We start from the raw sequence: 14,860 nt of genomic DNA on the forward strand, positions 1-14,860 counted from the left end.
GGTTGGAGACGAGGCTGATCACCCACACGCTTTGGGTTCCGCGACTCACCACGTAGAGACGGGTGCCATCGGGAGTGACGTCCACCCCGGAGGGAGTGAGGCCGACCGTGATGGTGGCGATGACGGTGTTGGTGGTGGGGCTGTTGGGGGCGGCGTCGATCACTGACACGTCGGTGGAGAATAGCCCCGCATTGGCCACGTAGGCACGGGTGCCATCCGGACTGAACGTCACCCCGACGGGGAAGGTGCCGACCGTGATGTTGGCGATGACGGTGTTGGTGGTGGGGCTGTTGGTGGCGGTGTCGATCACTGACACGGTACCCGAGGACGAGTTGGTCACGTAGACGCGGTCGCCGCTGGGAGAGACCGCCACCCAGAAGGGGAGGTCCCCAACGGGAATGGTGGTGATGACGGTGTTGGTGGCGGTGTCGATCACCGACACGGTATCCGAGTCGCCGTTGGCCACGTAGACGCGGGTGCCGTCGGGGGCGACCGCGACCCCCTGAGGGTTCGTTCCCACGGGGATGGTGGCGACAACGGTGTTGGTGGCGGCCTTGATCACCGACACGGTATTCGAGGACGTGTTAGTCACATAGACGAACTCCTGGGACTGTGCGAGGGCCGCTTCCGGGGCGGAGACGGCCATCGGTGCCGCCAATCCGACCGCTATGGCCACTCCTGCCACTGATGCCCGGATGAGGGACCGCCATCCGCGACCACCGTGTCGACCCCGCAGCCCCGAAGGACGGCTCGCGGTCGCGCTTCTCGGTCGTAGCCGCAGCATTGGAACCTCCATATCGACGATCAGATGGTCCCGTTCTACATATGCATGGCATTTCGCCGAGAGGTGTGGCGCGCCGGCTTGCCTCTTCGTAGGCGACGAATTGGTGCGTTCATGGATCGGCGGCCGGATCAGCTCTTTTTACCGCCGTTCTTCATCAACTCCTCCAAAAGGGAAGTGGCTCTCTTTGTCGGGAGATATCCCCTTTGTGGTATTTATTGGCAAATCACCCTAGGCGTCATGACCGTCTACACCATCATCGGCCGCCACGCAACGCATTTGGGTAAATTTCTTCGCGTGACCCTTTACTTGTATTCGCAGAGAGTGTTTAATCAAGTTGTCAGTAAGTACTTCCGATCGAAATGATTGGGCCCGACTCCAGATCATTCACAGGATCCAGGCTTCGATCGGCCGAGAACCGCAATGAGCGTCACGGCGACCATGCCGGCCCATGAGGCGGCAAACGCGCTGCACGGTCCCGCTCACCTGCTCACGCAGCACTGATGCCCGGCGGGGCCACATCACTGCTCGGGGGTGAGACACGGAATCTCCTTATCGCCACGCGATTGTCCATCCGCCTTACAACTCGGCTCCACGGCCAGGAAATCTCGCCGGCCCTCGATCGGTTGACCATGGGGAAGACGGCGCTCTAATAGCCCTTCGTTTTGGCAGAGCTTAGAAAGCTGTCCTGCGAGTCTTCGTCATTTTCGATAGTTGTCCGTTCAAGCGTGCGTTTCATCGTGGGTGACCATCAGTCCACCATGCGCATCGACGTTCGCCGGATGCGGCGGCACGCCATGCCCGTTCCCGTCCCGGCGTCTCGAGTACAGCCATGCCTACCTGAAGGAGGAACCCCTCATATCCCATCTTTCGTAGAAGCCCCATACGTTCAAGAGAAAGAGCGGTCAAATGGCACCAGTCGTCACGTCAATCAGCGTCGCACCGCAGAACACCAACCAGGGAAGCTACGGCCAGATTCTCACCGTCAACGGCACCGGTCTCGGCACCACGGTGACCGCCACCATCAGGATCGGAGCCAGGGGCGTCACCCCCACCACGAACACCGGCACGGTCGCCACGTGCCCGCTTCCCTCAGGGTGCGGGCCGGTCGGCGTCAGCGTCTTCGTCAGCGGCGCCGGCGGTGGCACGAGCAACTCGCTGCCGCTGTACTTCATCGGGTCCCCGTTCGTCGCGGAGGTCGCACCGTTCGAAGGTTCGGCCACCGCGCCTTCCCCTGTCACGCTCACCGGCGAGGGCCTGCTGACCACGAACCAGGTCCAGTTCCAGGGCGTAACGGCGACTCTCACACCTCCCACCAGCGACACCGCAGTCACGGCGACCCCCGTGGCGATAGCCGAACTCCTTGCCGCGCCATGGTTCCAGCTCAGGAGCGCCTCGGTGCGGACAGCAGGGGGCACGTTCACCGTAGCCAACGCCGTGGCCCTCTACGACACTCCCGTGATCACGGATCTCGAACCGGACACTGGCCCGGCCGGCACCGAGGTCGTGATCACGGGCACCGGATTCGTCGGCTCGGACATCGCCGTCACCTTCGGCGGCGTCGACGCCGCCTTCGACGCCATTTCCGACACTCAAATCCTGGCCACCGCCCCCACCGGTCCCATCGCCGGCGCGCAGGACGTCGTCGTCAGCACACCGGGCGGGGACAGTGTCGCCGCCACCTTCACCTACGTCTGACCCTCGGCAAGACATCCAACGTCGGGGCAACGCGATCAGGCGCTGCCCCGACGTCCATCAACGCTCGGCCGGCCACCGCAGCCGCATGCCGGTCCCGAGTCGTCAGCACCAGTACGCCAACACGGCAGCACGAGCGGTAGATGGTTCGGACCGACCGGCCTTTTCCGGCCACCACGCTCCGGACGCGCGGCCAACCGAGAGGACGAGACCACATGGCCCCGGTCGTCAACAGCGTGACTCCCAATCAGGGCGCTTCCGTGGGTGGCACCAGCGTCACCATTACCGGAAGCGGGTTCGCCGGGGCCACCGCTGCAAGATTCGGCGGAACGCCGGGCGCCGGCTTTGTACTGGTCTCCAACACCAAGATCACCGCGATCACCCCGCCAGGTGCGGGCACGGTCAATGTGACGGTGACCGGCAACGCTGGTAACAGCAGCCAGAATGTCCCCTTCACCTACGTGAATGCACCGGCCCCGGTCATCGCCGCTCTCACGCCGAACACGAGTCCCCAAGCAGGCGGAACCAACGTCACGATCACGGGCAGCGGATTCACCGGCGCCACCCAGGTCCGGTTCGGAACACTGACGTCAACCTTCGCCGTGATCTCTGGCAGCCAGCTCACTGCCAGTGTCCCGGCGGCCGCCGGCTCGGGCCCCGTTCTCGTCACGGTCACCACCCCGGGCGGCACCAGCAATCCGGCGCCGCTCTGCTATCTCGCCGCAATCGCGCCTGTCGTCACGGACATAGACCCCAGTCAGGGCCCTCTCGCCGGAGGCAACATCGCCACGATCACCGGATCCGGATTCGCCGGCGCCACCCAGGTACGGTTCGGAGCACTGACATCCACCTTCACCGTGATCTCCGGCAGCCAGGTGAACGCCACGGCGCCCGCCGGTTCCGGCACTGTCCCGATCACCGTGGTCACGCCAGGCGGCTCGAGTGCGGGCGACGTTTTCTACAGCTACGTCGCCGCCCCGGCGATCGTGAGCCTGAACCCGGGTGAGGGACCGTCCTCTGGCGGTAACCCCGTCACCATCGTGGGGACCGGCTTCACCTACGTCACGGATGTGTTCTTCGGCGCTTCCCCTGCTCCGTTCTCCATCGTCTCCGACACCCAGATCGTGGCCAGTGCGCCCGCAGGATCTGGGACGGTCATGGTCACGATCACGTCAGCCGGCGGCTCCAGCTCTCCCGCCGCTCCCTACACCTACCTTTGACGCGCTCTCCGGCGTGAACGCCAAAGATTCAGCCTGTACCGCACATGCGGCACTTCTGCGGCTTCCTGCTTCACCGACCTGCGCCACCGGAGTGGTCTTACCACGTCTCCACAGGCTTTCAGATCTTTCGATCCCGTTCCCGCCCGTCCGGCGGTACCTGACGCGATCAACCTACAAGCCGCCGATCCGCCTTGGGGGCGAATCGGCGTTCCTTGCCCCGCTACGCGGGCTGGTCCGGCGCGATCCCATGAGCTCATCGCCTGACGGGCTCATGGGATCGGGCTCTCCATCCCGGCTGCCCGCTACTGGGGCGTGAGGACCTTGTCGATGATGTAGACGGTTGCGTTGCTCGTCGGAATGTTGCCGCAGACCACCTTCGCGTCGTTGACCGTGAGGTCTTCACCCGAGCCTTTCATGGTCAGTTCGCCGCCCTCCAGGGTCTTGAGCGTGGCGTCCTCGAGCTCGGCGGGCGGCTTCCGGCCCTCCACGACGTGGTAGGTCAAGATCTTGATGAGCAGGTTCTTGTCCCCCATAACCTTGTCCCGAGTCTCCTGCGGGATCGCCTCGAACGCCTCGTTGTTCGGCGCGAAGACCGTGATGTCCTTGGCCGAGTTCAAGCGCTCGGCCAGACCGGCCTGCTGCACCGCTTCCGCCAGCGTGGAGAGCTCGGAAACCCCGGAGAGTGCGGTGCCGACCGGTTGCTTGGCGAGGTCGGCGAGGTTGCCCTCGATCGGAGCGCACCCGGCTCCGAACGGGCTGCCCTCAGGCGAGGGCGACGTGGCTGGAGGGCTGTCCTCCGGGGCGGGTGACATGTCCGCCGGACTGTCCTCGGGGGCGGGTGACATGTCCGCCGGACTGTCCTCCGGGGCGGGCGACATGTCCGGAGATTCCGGTGGTGACATGTCGGGAGAGGTCGGTGGTGAGACATCGGGTGAGGGCTGAGAGAGGGCGGATGTGCCGGTGGCGCCGGACATGGTTGCGGTCAACGTCAAGGCCGCCGCGAGAAGCATGCGTTTCACGGTGTCCCTCCGAGTCCTGTGGAGCCGTGGCGGAAACCCGCCACGGGTGTGAGGGTGGTCCGGGCACGCAGCCCGGGCCCTTTTCCAGTGTCGAAGTTCGCAGAGAACACAGAAGTCGCATTTTCCCCAAAATGGAACAAAAGGTATATAGCGCAACTTTTGGTTGTTGGGCCCCTTTGGCATATCCGGCGGGCCCGGCGCATATTGCCGGAACGTTCCTATACAGCGAGATGACGAGGCCTGTCACCGCTTCCGAGCCCGGGCTCAGCGGCTTCGGGCCTGTACGACCGTGCGCACGCGCTGGCTCGGTGTGATCCGCCTGGGGGAGGGGCGGCCGGGGCTCGCAGGGCGAACCCCGGCCGCCGCGGGCTAGCGGACGGCGCGCAGGGCGTCGACGATCCCGGAGCCGTAGAAGCCGTTGCGGATCGCGCCGCCCTCGCAGACGTGCGTGGCGGTCACGGTGGTCCCGTTGGGAAGGTGTCTGGTGTAGGTGAAGGCGGGCGGGTTGGGGCAGGAGGTCTTGGTGGCGGTCGCCTTGAGCGCCGCCTCCACGATGGCCGGGTCGAGCGTCTTGCCGCCGTTCCGCGTGTCACGGTGCCCCCACCGGCTGACGATCAGCGCGGCCACGCCGGCCGCGCGCGGCGAGGCCATCGAGGTTCCCTGCAGGTACTGGTAGTAGCCGCAGACGGCACCGTTGCAGTCGCGGACCAAGTAGTCGACGTTGGGCGTGCCATCGGGGTTCAGCTCGCCGCGCTCCCTGGCCAGCGACTCAGGGTAGGCCGAGAGCGTCGCCTTCGTCACGTCGCGGGTGTTGGCCGGGGTGTCGTAGACGTCACCGCCGGGGGCGGAGACATCGACGTAGCCGTTGCCGTAGCTGGAGAAGTAGGACTTGCGCGTGCTGATGCCCAGCGACGAGACGCTGATCACGTGCTTGCCCTCGGCCGGCATGGACACGCAGCTCGGCGGGATCGTCCGCGTGTACGGGACCTCACCGGGCACGCTGGCGAAGTTCGGGCTGGTGGTGTCGGTGTACTCCTTGGTGTAGTCGGCCGCCTGGTTGCCGGCTGCGGCCACCAGGGTCACACCGCGCTGGTGGGCGTAGTCCAGGGCGCGCTGGGTGGCCTTGATGATCGTGGCCTGCTCGGCCCGGTCGGCGGCGGAGTCGGCCGGGTTGTTCGTGCAGTTGAACAGCCACGGGTCGATGTAGTAGCTCATGTTCACCACGTCGATGCCGTGGTCGCCGGCGTAGGTCAGCGCGTCCACGCTGGGCTGCAGGAAGAAGTAGCCCGAGTCCTGGCCGGCGCGCAGGTTCACGATGGTGACCTTGGGGGCGACGCCCGCAACGCCGAGCCGGTTGATCGGGGAGGCGATCGACGATGCCACGTGCGTGCCGTGGTCGTTCTCGTCGACGTCGGCGGGGTCGTTGCACGACTGATCGGGCTCGTCCTCACACGGCCCGTCGACTTCGTTGCCGTCGGCGTCGACCGGGATGTCGACGGTGAAATTGCGGCTCAGAGTGGCGTTGAAGTTCGGTGCGATGTCGGGGTGCGAGCCGTCCACGCCCGTGTCGAGGACGCCGACGACGACCTCCCGGCTGCCCTGCTGGTAGCGGTGGGCGCCGTCGGCGGTCGCGTGGATCTGCTTCATGTCCCACTGCAGCTCGGCCAGCGGCTCGGCGTTGGGGGCCGGAGTGCCGCGGCCGGTGCTCGCCGGGGCGCCGTGGCCCTCTTTCTCGACGGCCCTGGCTTCGATGGCCTTGCGGACGTCGGCGGAGGCGCGGGCGGACTTGGGCACGCTGCCGATGGAGCGGTTGTGCACGACCCCCTCGATCGCGGCGCTGCCCCGCGCCGCAGCCGCGAAGTCGGCGTTCGTGGTGGTGACCGTGGCTACGCCGACGGCGGTGTTCTCCTTGATGACCGTTCCGCCCGCGGCCTCTATGGCCTGCCGCGCACCGGTGGCGCCCTCTTTGTAGAGGACGACGTACTCTGTCGTGGTTTCTGAAGCCAAGTCCAGCTGCTGGGCCTGGCTTGGAGTGACCAGGGTGGCCGCGGCCAGGGCGGTGGCGGCGAAGATGACGGCGACGCGTTTCACGCATACCTCCGTGTGACGACGGATTCGCCGCTACTGTGAGCGCGGAAATCGCGCTCGGCCTAGGGCCTGGGCAATTTGTGGCCAAGGCGTGATCTTCTTCAGGCGTACGGGAGCTAGGAGTGCTCCGTCCAGGTTCTGGTAATCCTGGGGCTCCGGCTGCTCGCCGAGGTGGAGGGGCGGGCGGCGGACACCGGCGTCCGTACGTTGTGGCCGGCGACCAACGGAGCGCACCGATGACCGATACTGTGCCTCTCTTCCGCGGAATCTGCAAACAGCGACACTGATTCCCTTTCCTGTCATTTGCCGTCCCTATGGTGCTGCATTGAAAGGCTTGGGAAGTGTGGTCCAGGCTTCTGGTGGCGACACGAAGGCGCAGCTCCAAAGCTTGCGGTGGCCCGCTGGGGCGCAATGCTGTATTTCTTCGGTGCGTGCGGATAATTACGTGGGTGTAGTGATGCGTCAGAAATGAGGCTTTGCCTCCGGCCGGGAGATTCCGCCTGACGCCGTGATTAGTCTGAGTGATGTTCAGCGCCACATCGGCGCATCCCGGGATCCGAAACCGACGCTCGTCATCCGACCCTTCAACGGGGGTTCGGTTCTCAACCTCAGGGAGTGAGCTCTGATGCTCAAGCGTCTTCTTCTCACCGCCACGCTGGCGGCGTCCACGCTCCTCATCACCGGAACTGCCACCGGCACCGCACAGGCCTCCGACGTGAGCCTCTGTGCGCCGGCTCAGCACGCCACCCAGGCCTCCAGCACGGCCAGGAGGTGCGAGTGGAGAGGTAAGTGCTACTGGTGCTACAGGGACGGACAATGGAAGCGCCAGCACTGCAGGGGCGGCTAGCCACATCGGCGACTTGCCCCAGCGGACTACGGCAGCCCCGCGAAGCATCCGTTCGCGGGGCTGCCCCCCGCGCGGGGAGGAGTGCGTCATGGACGCGGAGACGGTGTCCCGATGCCCGTCGTTCAATGGGCAGCCACCAGGGTCTTGAGCGCCACGATGGCCAGCCCCAGCGCAAGGTTGACAACCCCGGAAACGACCACGACCTGTACGGAGGAACGGGCCATGACGGCGGCCGCGAGAGCCCAGGTGACCTGGGTTGCCACCGCGACGATCAGCGCCGCCCAGGTTGCTATCACGTCGGACATGCCCAGCGCCGAGGCGAAGGCGGCGGCTATGGCGGGTGGGAACGAGGCCTGGGCCACCGGCCAGTCCTGCCGACCGGCTACGCGAAGTCCCTGCCAGGTCAAGGTATGGGTTCCGCGGCTCACGACCAGGGCGTAGACGTGGGCGATCCAGAACACCACACCCGTGCAGAGCAACACGACCACGAGGTCCCCCGCCGAGATCGGCGTGCCGTCCACCGCGCTGCCGGCCACCACGGAAGCCGCCAGCAGCGAGCCGTACACGGCCCCCGCGAACTCGACTCGCCCCGGGGCCCCGTCCGTGTTGCGCACGTTCATGGCAGCAGTGTCGTTGGGGCCTGCGGGCTCGACTGGTCGGCGTGCGGGATGATGCATAGTTTTGGGCTGTTCGAGAAGATCGCCAACCTGCCGCCGCGGCCATGATCGGGCGCCCTGGTACGTGCCTGCCTTCTGGTGGCAAGGGCGGGCTCGGGTTCCTGGGGCGGGTCAGGCGGCGTAGTTGCGGACGACGCGGAGTGCGTCGGCGGCGTGCGGGCCCTCGGCGGCGAGGCTGGTTTGCTCCGGTGTGAGGCGGCGGGCGCCGACACGGCAGAATTCCGAGGCCGGGCCGGTGATTCGTGCCGGGGCGGCCGGGTCGCCGAAGGTCCAGTGGGTTCCGTCCGGTGCGGTGAGGTCGCAGAAGACCGGCGCGTCCGGGAGGCCGGCGACGGCGAAGGCGTACGGGAGAGTGCGGTGGGCCAGCCAGGCCACATGCCGGAGCCGGGCCGTGTCGGGGTAGGGGATGTCCAGCGGGACGGTGATGTCCAGGGCGTGTGCCCAGTGTTCGGCGAGCCTGGTCGTGGCCAGGGTGCGGGGAGAAAGCGGAGCCCTCACCCAGGAAAGGCGCGTGCCCGCGGGGTGTGCGCGCAGCGCGCCCGGGGTGGCGAAGGCGGCCTTGCGCCAGCGTGCCAGCAGGTCGGCCGGCGGCATCCCGCGCTCGGCGGCGACCATCTCCTCGGCCATGCCGTCCACGGTGGCCTCGGCGGAGGGAAGGAAGGCTTTTCCCTCTGGGATGGACTGATCTGTGATCACTTCTTCGGATTGGGTGAGATGTAGGACGACGTCGGAGACGGTCCAGCCTGCGGCCGCGGAGGGCCGGGACCACTGATCCGGGGTCAGGGACTCCAAGACCGCATCCAATTGCCGGTACTCCGCGGCTAGATCATCGAAGATATCCGTCACCGTCCCATCGTATAGAACAATATTCGGTAGGAGGGGGTTGTCGTCCATCGGCTTGACGTAGTGCTGCTCTGCCGGCGCGAGAGCACGGGTATATCGGCGTGCGCTGTACCTGCGGCCAGGAACGGCTAGCTGTGCAGCAGGTCCCGTACCTCCGCGAGCAGGTCGACCTGGGCTCGCCAGTCGCCGCCCGATATTCCGATGATCGCGTGCCTCGCCCCGGCGTCGCGATAGGCGGTCAGCCTTTCCGCGGCCTCCTTCGGATGGCCGGTGAGCGGGATTTCCATGACCTCCTCCAGCGACCGGCCGTAGGCGCCGCTGATGCCGGATGCGATCTCCTCCCGTGATGGGATGCCCTGTCCGGTTCCCAAGGCGGCGGCGCCGCCGATCGCGATGGCTGGAGTCGGGCGGGCGTGTTCGGCGGCCAGTTCGGCGAGGCGTGCTCCTCCCTCGGCAACCTCGCCGGGCGGGATCAGGGAGGGGAACCAGCCGTCGCCCAGCCGCGCGGCCCGTCGGATTGCCGCGTTGGAGGCGTTGCCGACCCACACTGGTGGCATGGCCGCGGAGGGCGCCAGCCTGACGGCCGGCTCTCCGGGTTCGTCCCGCAGGTGGGTCTCCTCGCCGGCGAGCAGGCGAGGGAGCAGCTTCAGTGCAGTGTCGGTACGGCTGCCGCGCTCGCCGTAGGGCACCCCGGCGGCGGCCCACTGACCGGGGCCGCCGCCCGAGCCGACTCCCAGTACGAGGCGGTTGCCGGACACGTACTGCAGGGTCGCGATCTGTTTGGCTGCCCAGACGACGGGGCGGATCGCCGGGATGAACACGCTGGTGCCGATCTTGATCCGGGTGGTGGCCGCGGCGGCGGTGGCCAGTGCGATCGGCGCGTCAAGTGTCGGGCCGCCGACGGCCAGGTGGTCACCGTGCCATACGCCGTCCAGCCCGGCGTCCTCGGCGTGCCGGGCGGCTTCTCGCAGGTCGATGCCGTCCCTGCGCTGGACGGTGATTCCGGGCAGGATGACGCCGATCTCGAAACTCTCCATGCCGGCACTGTGCAACCTCAAGCACGGTCGAGGTCAAGGGGGAGACGGTTTTGGCCCGCTTTCGGCGACGACTCAATGGGCAAGCCGTGTGCGAGTGCGGGCCGCATCGCCGCGGTCTGGTACGTGCCTGGGGACGTACGCGCTCAGGGGCGGCGGCCGGTGAAGTACAGGAACGCGGTCTGCGGGTCGGCGCCTGCCGGGGGCGTGGCCTGGGGGTGGAAGGCGTTGGTCGCCTGGAGTGCGGCGTAGTGGGGGCGCAGGCTCTCGTGGGTTCTGATGACGGCGTCGCGGTCCAGGGTCTCGTCGCCGCCGACGGCGCGGGCCAGGTCCCAGGTGTGGACGAGCAGTTCCAGGGCGCCTACGACGTCGGCCGCCTGCTCGACGGGGACCGGCCCGATGGGGCTGAACGGGAGGGGCGTGGCCGCCAGTTGCGGGTCGGTGAGGATGGCGCGGAGCCCAGCCCGAGCCTCGGCGTACGCGGCGGCGAGGTCGGCGCCCGGGTCGATCTGCGGGGCGTCGGACATGCCGGAGAGGCCGACGCCATGCGATGGCTGCGGCGGGATGCCGCGTACGACCGCGATGATGCCGCGGTGTCCGTTGATGACGTGGGCCACGACGTCGCGGGCCGTCCAACCTTCGCAGGGGCTGACGGAGTCCCATCGATCGGCGGGCGTCGCCTTGATGCGGGCCAGGAAGCCGGCCGCGAGGCGGTCGAACCGTTCAACGATCTCGGACATGGGGCATCCAATCTTTGATGTCTGCCTGTAAGAGGGCATGCGGCTGTGGTCCTGCAAGGCTGATCCCATTGCCGGTGAGTTCAGGCCGCGCATGGCCGGGTCTCACTATATGTAGGAAATTTCCTACATGTCATGCCGATCTTGCCGTCGGCTGCGTCTTGAGTGGTTTCGCCGGCCCGGCAGGCGCATCCGGGACTGCGCTTCGACGAGGGGGCGATGACGGCGTTGGAGCTGCCGGGGACCGCGCTGCGAGTCCGTGCCACGCACGGTGGAGACTGCTTGCCGTGCGCACCTCCTCATTGATCTCCCTCACTTCGTGGCTGCCGGTCGTCCTGGTCCTGCTGGTGGCGCTCGGCGCGCTCGTGGCCTGGGCCGGGCGGATGGGCCATGGCAAGGCCGTGGTGACCGCCTGTCTCAGAGCGGCCCTGCAGCTCGGCGCCGTGTCCGTGGTGATCTCGTGGGTCGTCGCCTATTCGGCGGCGAGCGCGGGGTTCATCCTGCTGATGTACGGCGTCGCCACCTTCACCGCCGGCCGGCGCGTCGCGGGCGGCCGGGAGCTGTGGTGGGCCGGGGTGCCGATCGCGGCGGGCACCGCGCCGGTGCTGATCCTTCTCATGACGACCGGGGTGATCTCCACGGATGGGATGGTGATCATCCCGGTCGCCGGAATCCTGCTGGGCGGGTGCCTGACGGCCACGACCCTGGCCGGTAGACGGGCACTGGACGAGCTGGTCCAGCGCAAGGGGGAGGTGGAGGCGGCCCTGGCCCTGGGGTTCAGCCCGCGCGACGCCGCGCTGGAGATCTGCCGGCCCGCGGCGGTCCAGGCGCTGGTGCCCGCGCTGGACCAGACCAGGACCGTGGGCCTGGTCACCCTGCCCGGGGCGTTCGTGGGCATGCTGATCGGAGGGGCGAGCCCGATCGAGGCGGGGGTCGTACAGCTGGTGGTGCTGGTGGCGCTGCTCGCCGCCGAGGCTGCGGCGATCGTGGTGACGGTGGAGCTCGCCGCCCGCGGCCGCTTCGCCCGCTGACCTTCGGGCGTCGGAGCCTGTGACTGATGGTTGGCGATCGTGGCCGGAAGCCGGGGGTGGTTGAGCACTCTGGCCGGCAGCCTCGCAGGTGCACGGCTGTCGGCGTAGGCTGAGTGGTGCGCGCTCAGGGCGCCACCAGTCCGCGGAAAGGGCCAAGCCCACCTGATGTTCCTCGAACGACCCCGGCCCGACCTCTTTTCCGGCCTGATCATGCGGACCCCAGGCCAAACGGAAAGGAGGCTCTGATGCCCATCCATCGCCTGCCCGACAACCCCAGCATCGAACGGCTCCGCAAGCAGGCCAAGACACTCCTTCAGTATGTGAAGGCGGGAGTTCCCGAGGCGCTCGGACTCGTCACCGAGTTCCATCCCCGACCGCCGGAGACGCTCAAGCTGTCCGACGCGCAGCTCGTCACCGCCCGCATGTACGGCTTCGCGAGCTGGCCCAGGCTGAAAGAGCACATCGGCACCGTCAAGCGGTATTCCCGCTCGCCGCACCGGGTTGCGCCGAGCGAAGAGTTGCCGGAGGAGTTCTTGCGGCTTGCCTGCCTCACCTATGGCACCGACTACCCGGGCCGGACCGGGGAGGCCGACCTGCTGCTGGCCCGGCATCCGCAGCTGCCTGCCGCCAACGTCTTCACGATGGCGGCCACCGGCTCAGCCGATGCGCTGGCCGATGCGCTGGCCGAAAATCCGGGACTCGCCCGGGCGCAGGGCGGCCCCTTCGGGTGGGAGCCGCTGCTGTACCTGGCCTACGCGCGTCTTCATGCGCCCGGCCGATATATGGCGGCGGCCAGGCTCCTCCTCGAACACGGCGCCGATCCGAACACCGGATTCCTGTGGGACGGGCTGACCTCGCCGTTCACCGCGCTCACCGGCGCATTCGGCGGAGGCGAGGGCGACCAGCCGCCGCATCCGCAGGGACTGGCGCTGGCCAGGCTGCTGCTGGAGGCCGGAGCGGACCCCAACGACAGCCAGACCCTCTACAACCTCGGGCTCGGCGGCTCCTTCTCCGACGACACCGCCCACCTTCGGCTGCTGCTGGAGTTCGGCCTGGGCCGCGGCGAGGGCGGGCCGTGGCATGCCCGGCTGGGCCCGGCACTGCAGTCTCCGCAGCAGCTGCTCCGGGACGAACTGGCCACCGCCGCGCTGCGGGGCGGCCCGGCGCGAACCCGGCTGCTTCTCGCACACGGCGCGGAGGTGAACGGCCTCGGCGGGCATCCGGCGTACGGCGGACGCACACCCTACGAGCTTGCCCTGCTGAACGGACACACCGAGGTCGCGCAGATCCTCGCCGCGGCAGGCGCCTCGGCGGTGCTGGAGGAGATGGACGCGTTCACCGCCGCCTGCATGCGCGCCGACGCCGACGCGGTGGCCGGATTCGGCCCGGGACTGCTGACACGAGCGCTCGCCCGATCCCCCGAGCTGATCAACAGCGCGGCCGAGCGGCGCAAGCCCGCGGCGGTGCGACTGCTCGCCGGTCTCGGCTTCGACGTGAACCACCTGCATCGAACCACCCCACTGCACCAGGCCGCCTGGAACGACGACGTCGAGACGGCCAGGACACTGATCGAGCTCGGCGCCGACCCAACGATCAAGGACACCGAGCACGCCTCAACCCCGCTCGGCTGGGCCGAATACGGCGGCAAACACCGCGTGGCGGCGTACCTGCGGACGCTTCACGATCACGACACCGACTCCCGCAGGCCGTTCGACGCTTGACCATGTTCTGGCATCAACCTGGGAGGCCGGCAGACCCTCCGTGCCGCTTAAGCCTTAACGGCGTTTGCCATGCCCACATCAGCTGTCTACGCTATTTCGTAATTACGGCACAGCGTAGGAGAGCGCGATGAACGAGGAAAGACTCGCCGAACTCGAGCGCCGGATCGCCCGCCTGGAGGATCGGGTCGAGACCGCCGGCCCACCACGACGCCCACCGGACTCGCCGTCTCTCATGGGAGTACTCAACAGCATGCGCCGCCAGGCGGAGAAGGAGGACGAGCTCGGGACGGTGGGCTACGTCGGAGCCGCACGGTTGCCCGGCGGCGAGAACCTCTACGCCAGGGAGCTCTCTCTCGCCGAGTTGCTGTCGACCGATTGGGCGCCGGCGGTCGACATCCTGGAGTCCCTCGGCAGCCTGCCGCGGCTGGCGCTGCTCGGCGCACTCATACGACAGGGCCGGTGCACCCGCGCCGACCTCCAAGAATCCCTCGGCGGAGACGGCGAGCAGACCACTAGCGGCCAGCTCTATCACCACCTGCGTGCGCTGCAGAGCGCCAGGCTGATCAAACAACGGCGGCGCGGCGACTACGAATTCGCGCCCGAGGCCGTGATCCCGGTCCTCGCCATCCTCGCCGCTGCGCTCAACCTGGCCACCGACCCCCCGCTCGGCCCCCCTATCGATCTCCCCGAACCGGAATGACCAAGCGCGTGGTGGACGTCCCGGTTGTCCTCGAAGTCGCCGGTCAGGTCCTCATCCATCGGCCTGACCAGCAGCGCCGTCCTCGAATACGCCCCGCGCAACATCCGCATCAACGCCGTCTGCCCCGGCACCATCGACGCGCCATGGTCAGCGTCGTGATCGCCAAGGAGAGCTCGACCGCGCCGAGGCCGAAGCCGACCAACCCAGCAACCGGCTCGGGACGTCGCCACGGTTCGGCACAATGACTGATGTGCGAGTTGAATTGCTCGGGCCGTTCGAGGTCCGGAACCCCGATGGGGCCGTGGTGGAGGTTCCTGGGGCTCGGTTGCGGGCACTGCTCGCTGCACTCGCCCTCGAACCGGGCCGGATTGTCACGCGTGCGAGGCTGGTGGACTGGATTTGGGGGCAACGGCCGCCCGCGGACGAAGTGAATGCCTTGCAGGCGTTGGTGTCCAGGCTGCGCAGGG

The 14,860-nt window shown here is 67.9% G+C and carries 14 protein-coding genes; 7 read left to right on the top strand and 7 right to left on the bottom strand.

Features of this window, described 5'->3' with window-relative positions:
• Positions 1 to 646 (bottom strand): beta-propeller fold lactonase family protein (locus EJK15_RS60515; protein WP_206061948.1); only part of this gene is annotated, 646 nt, incomplete at its 3' end.
• 1,044 nt (positions 647 to 1,690) lie between these two features.
• Here EJK15_RS60515 and EJK15_RS60520 point away from each other — a divergent pair.
• Both EJK15_RS60520 and EJK15_RS60525 read left to right on the top strand, forming a co-directional pair.
• The gene (locus EJK15_RS60520) at positions 1,691 to 2,479 is read left to right on the top strand and encodes an IPT/TIG domain-containing protein (protein ID WP_138719425.1); all 789 of its coding nucleotides are present in this window, start codon (positions 1,691 to 1,693) and stop codon (positions 2,477 to 2,479) included.
• 212 nt (positions 2,480 to 2,691) lie between these two features.
• Complete coding sequence (locus EJK15_RS60525) at positions 2,692 to 3,696, top strand: IPT/TIG domain-containing protein (RefSeq protein ID WP_138719426.1); 1,005 nt, start codon at positions 2,692 to 2,694, stop codon at positions 3,694 to 3,696.
• Between the two features lie 302 nt (positions 3,697 to 3,998).
• On the opposite strand, the gene EJK15_RS60530 is transcribed toward EJK15_RS60525, so the two are convergent.
• The 6 genes from EJK15_RS60530 to EJK15_RS60555 all read right to left on the bottom strand — a co-directional run bounded on the left by EJK15_RS60530 (position 3,999) and on the right by EJK15_RS60555 (position 10,944).
• Positions 3,999 to 4,574, bottom strand: a complete 576-nt coding sequence (locus tag EJK15_RS60530; RefSeq protein WP_240777925.1) for a fasciclin domain-containing protein — start codon at positions 4,572 to 4,574, stop codon at positions 3,999 to 4,001.
• 510 nt (positions 4,575 to 5,084) lie between these two features.
• Entirely contained in the window at positions 5,085 to 6,806 is a 1,722-nt protein-coding gene (locus tag EJK15_RS60535; protein ID WP_138719427.1) for a S8 family peptidase, read from the bottom strand.
• Positions 6,807 to 7,772: 966 nt separating this feature from the next.
• Positions 7,773 to 8,270, bottom strand: coding sequence for a hypothetical protein (locus EJK15_RS60540; protein WP_138719428.1), 498 nt, complete (start codon positions 8,268 to 8,270; stop codon positions 7,773 to 7,775).
• Positions 8,271 to 8,438: 168 nt separating this feature from the next.
• On the bottom strand, positions 8,439 to 9,173 hold the full coding sequence (locus EJK15_RS60545; protein ID WP_240777926.1) for a maleylpyruvate isomerase family mycothiol-dependent enzyme: 735 nt from the start codon (positions 9,171 to 9,173) through the stop codon (positions 8,439 to 8,441).
• A gap of 125 nt (positions 9,174 to 9,298) precedes the next feature.
• Positions 9,299 to 10,207, bottom strand: coding sequence for an LLM class flavin-dependent oxidoreductase (locus EJK15_RS60550; RefSeq protein ID WP_138719430.1), 909 nt, complete (start codon positions 10,205 to 10,207; stop codon positions 9,299 to 9,301).
• A 143-nt stretch (positions 10,208 to 10,350) separates the two neighbouring features.
• Positions 10,351 to 10,944: a TIGR03086 family metal-binding protein gene (locus EJK15_RS60555; protein ID WP_171075243.1), complete on the bottom strand. Its 594-nt coding sequence runs from the start codon at positions 10,942 to 10,944 to the stop codon at positions 10,351 to 10,353.
• Between the two features lie 284 nt (positions 10,945 to 11,228).
• On the opposite strand from EJK15_RS60555, the gene EJK15_RS60560 reads away from it, so the two are divergent.
• The 5 genes from EJK15_RS60560 to EJK15_RS60580 all read left to right on the top strand — a co-directional run.
• Positions 11,229 to 11,972, top strand: a complete 744-nt coding sequence (locus tag EJK15_RS60560) for an ABC transporter permease (protein WP_240777927.1) — start codon at positions 11,229 to 11,231, stop codon at positions 11,970 to 11,972.
• Between the two features lie 245 nt (positions 11,973 to 12,217).
• A complete protein-coding gene (locus tag EJK15_RS60565) occupies positions 12,218 to 13,693 on the top strand; it encodes an ankyrin repeat domain-containing protein (protein WP_138719432.1) in 1,476 nt (491 codons plus the stop codon).
• A 127-nt stretch (positions 13,694 to 13,820) separates the two neighbouring features.
• Positions 13,821 to 14,393 (top strand): helix-turn-helix domain-containing protein, encoded by a 573-nt coding sequence (locus tag EJK15_RS60570; RefSeq protein WP_138719433.1) that lies wholly within the window; start codon positions 13,821 to 13,823, stop codon positions 14,391 to 14,393.
• Positions 14,394 to 14,417: 24 nt separating this feature from the next.
• Positions 14,418 to 14,552 carry a hypothetical protein gene (locus EJK15_RS76865; protein WP_276615563.1) on the top strand — a complete coding sequence of 45 codons (135 nt, stop codon included), beginning with the start codon at positions 14,418 to 14,420 and terminating at the stop codon, positions 14,550 to 14,552.
• A 91-nt stretch (positions 14,553 to 14,643) separates the two neighbouring features.
• On the top strand, positions 14,644 to 14,860 hold a 217-nt coding region (locus EJK15_RS60580), incomplete at its 3' end, for a helix-turn-helix domain-containing protein (RefSeq protein WP_171075244.1).

Origin of the sequence: Nonomuraea basaltis, from assembly GCF_005893125.1 — a bacterium.
GTDB classification, from domain to species: domain Bacteria; phylum Actinomycetota; class Actinomycetes; order Streptosporangiales; family Streptosporangiaceae; genus Nonomuraea; species Nonomuraea basaltis.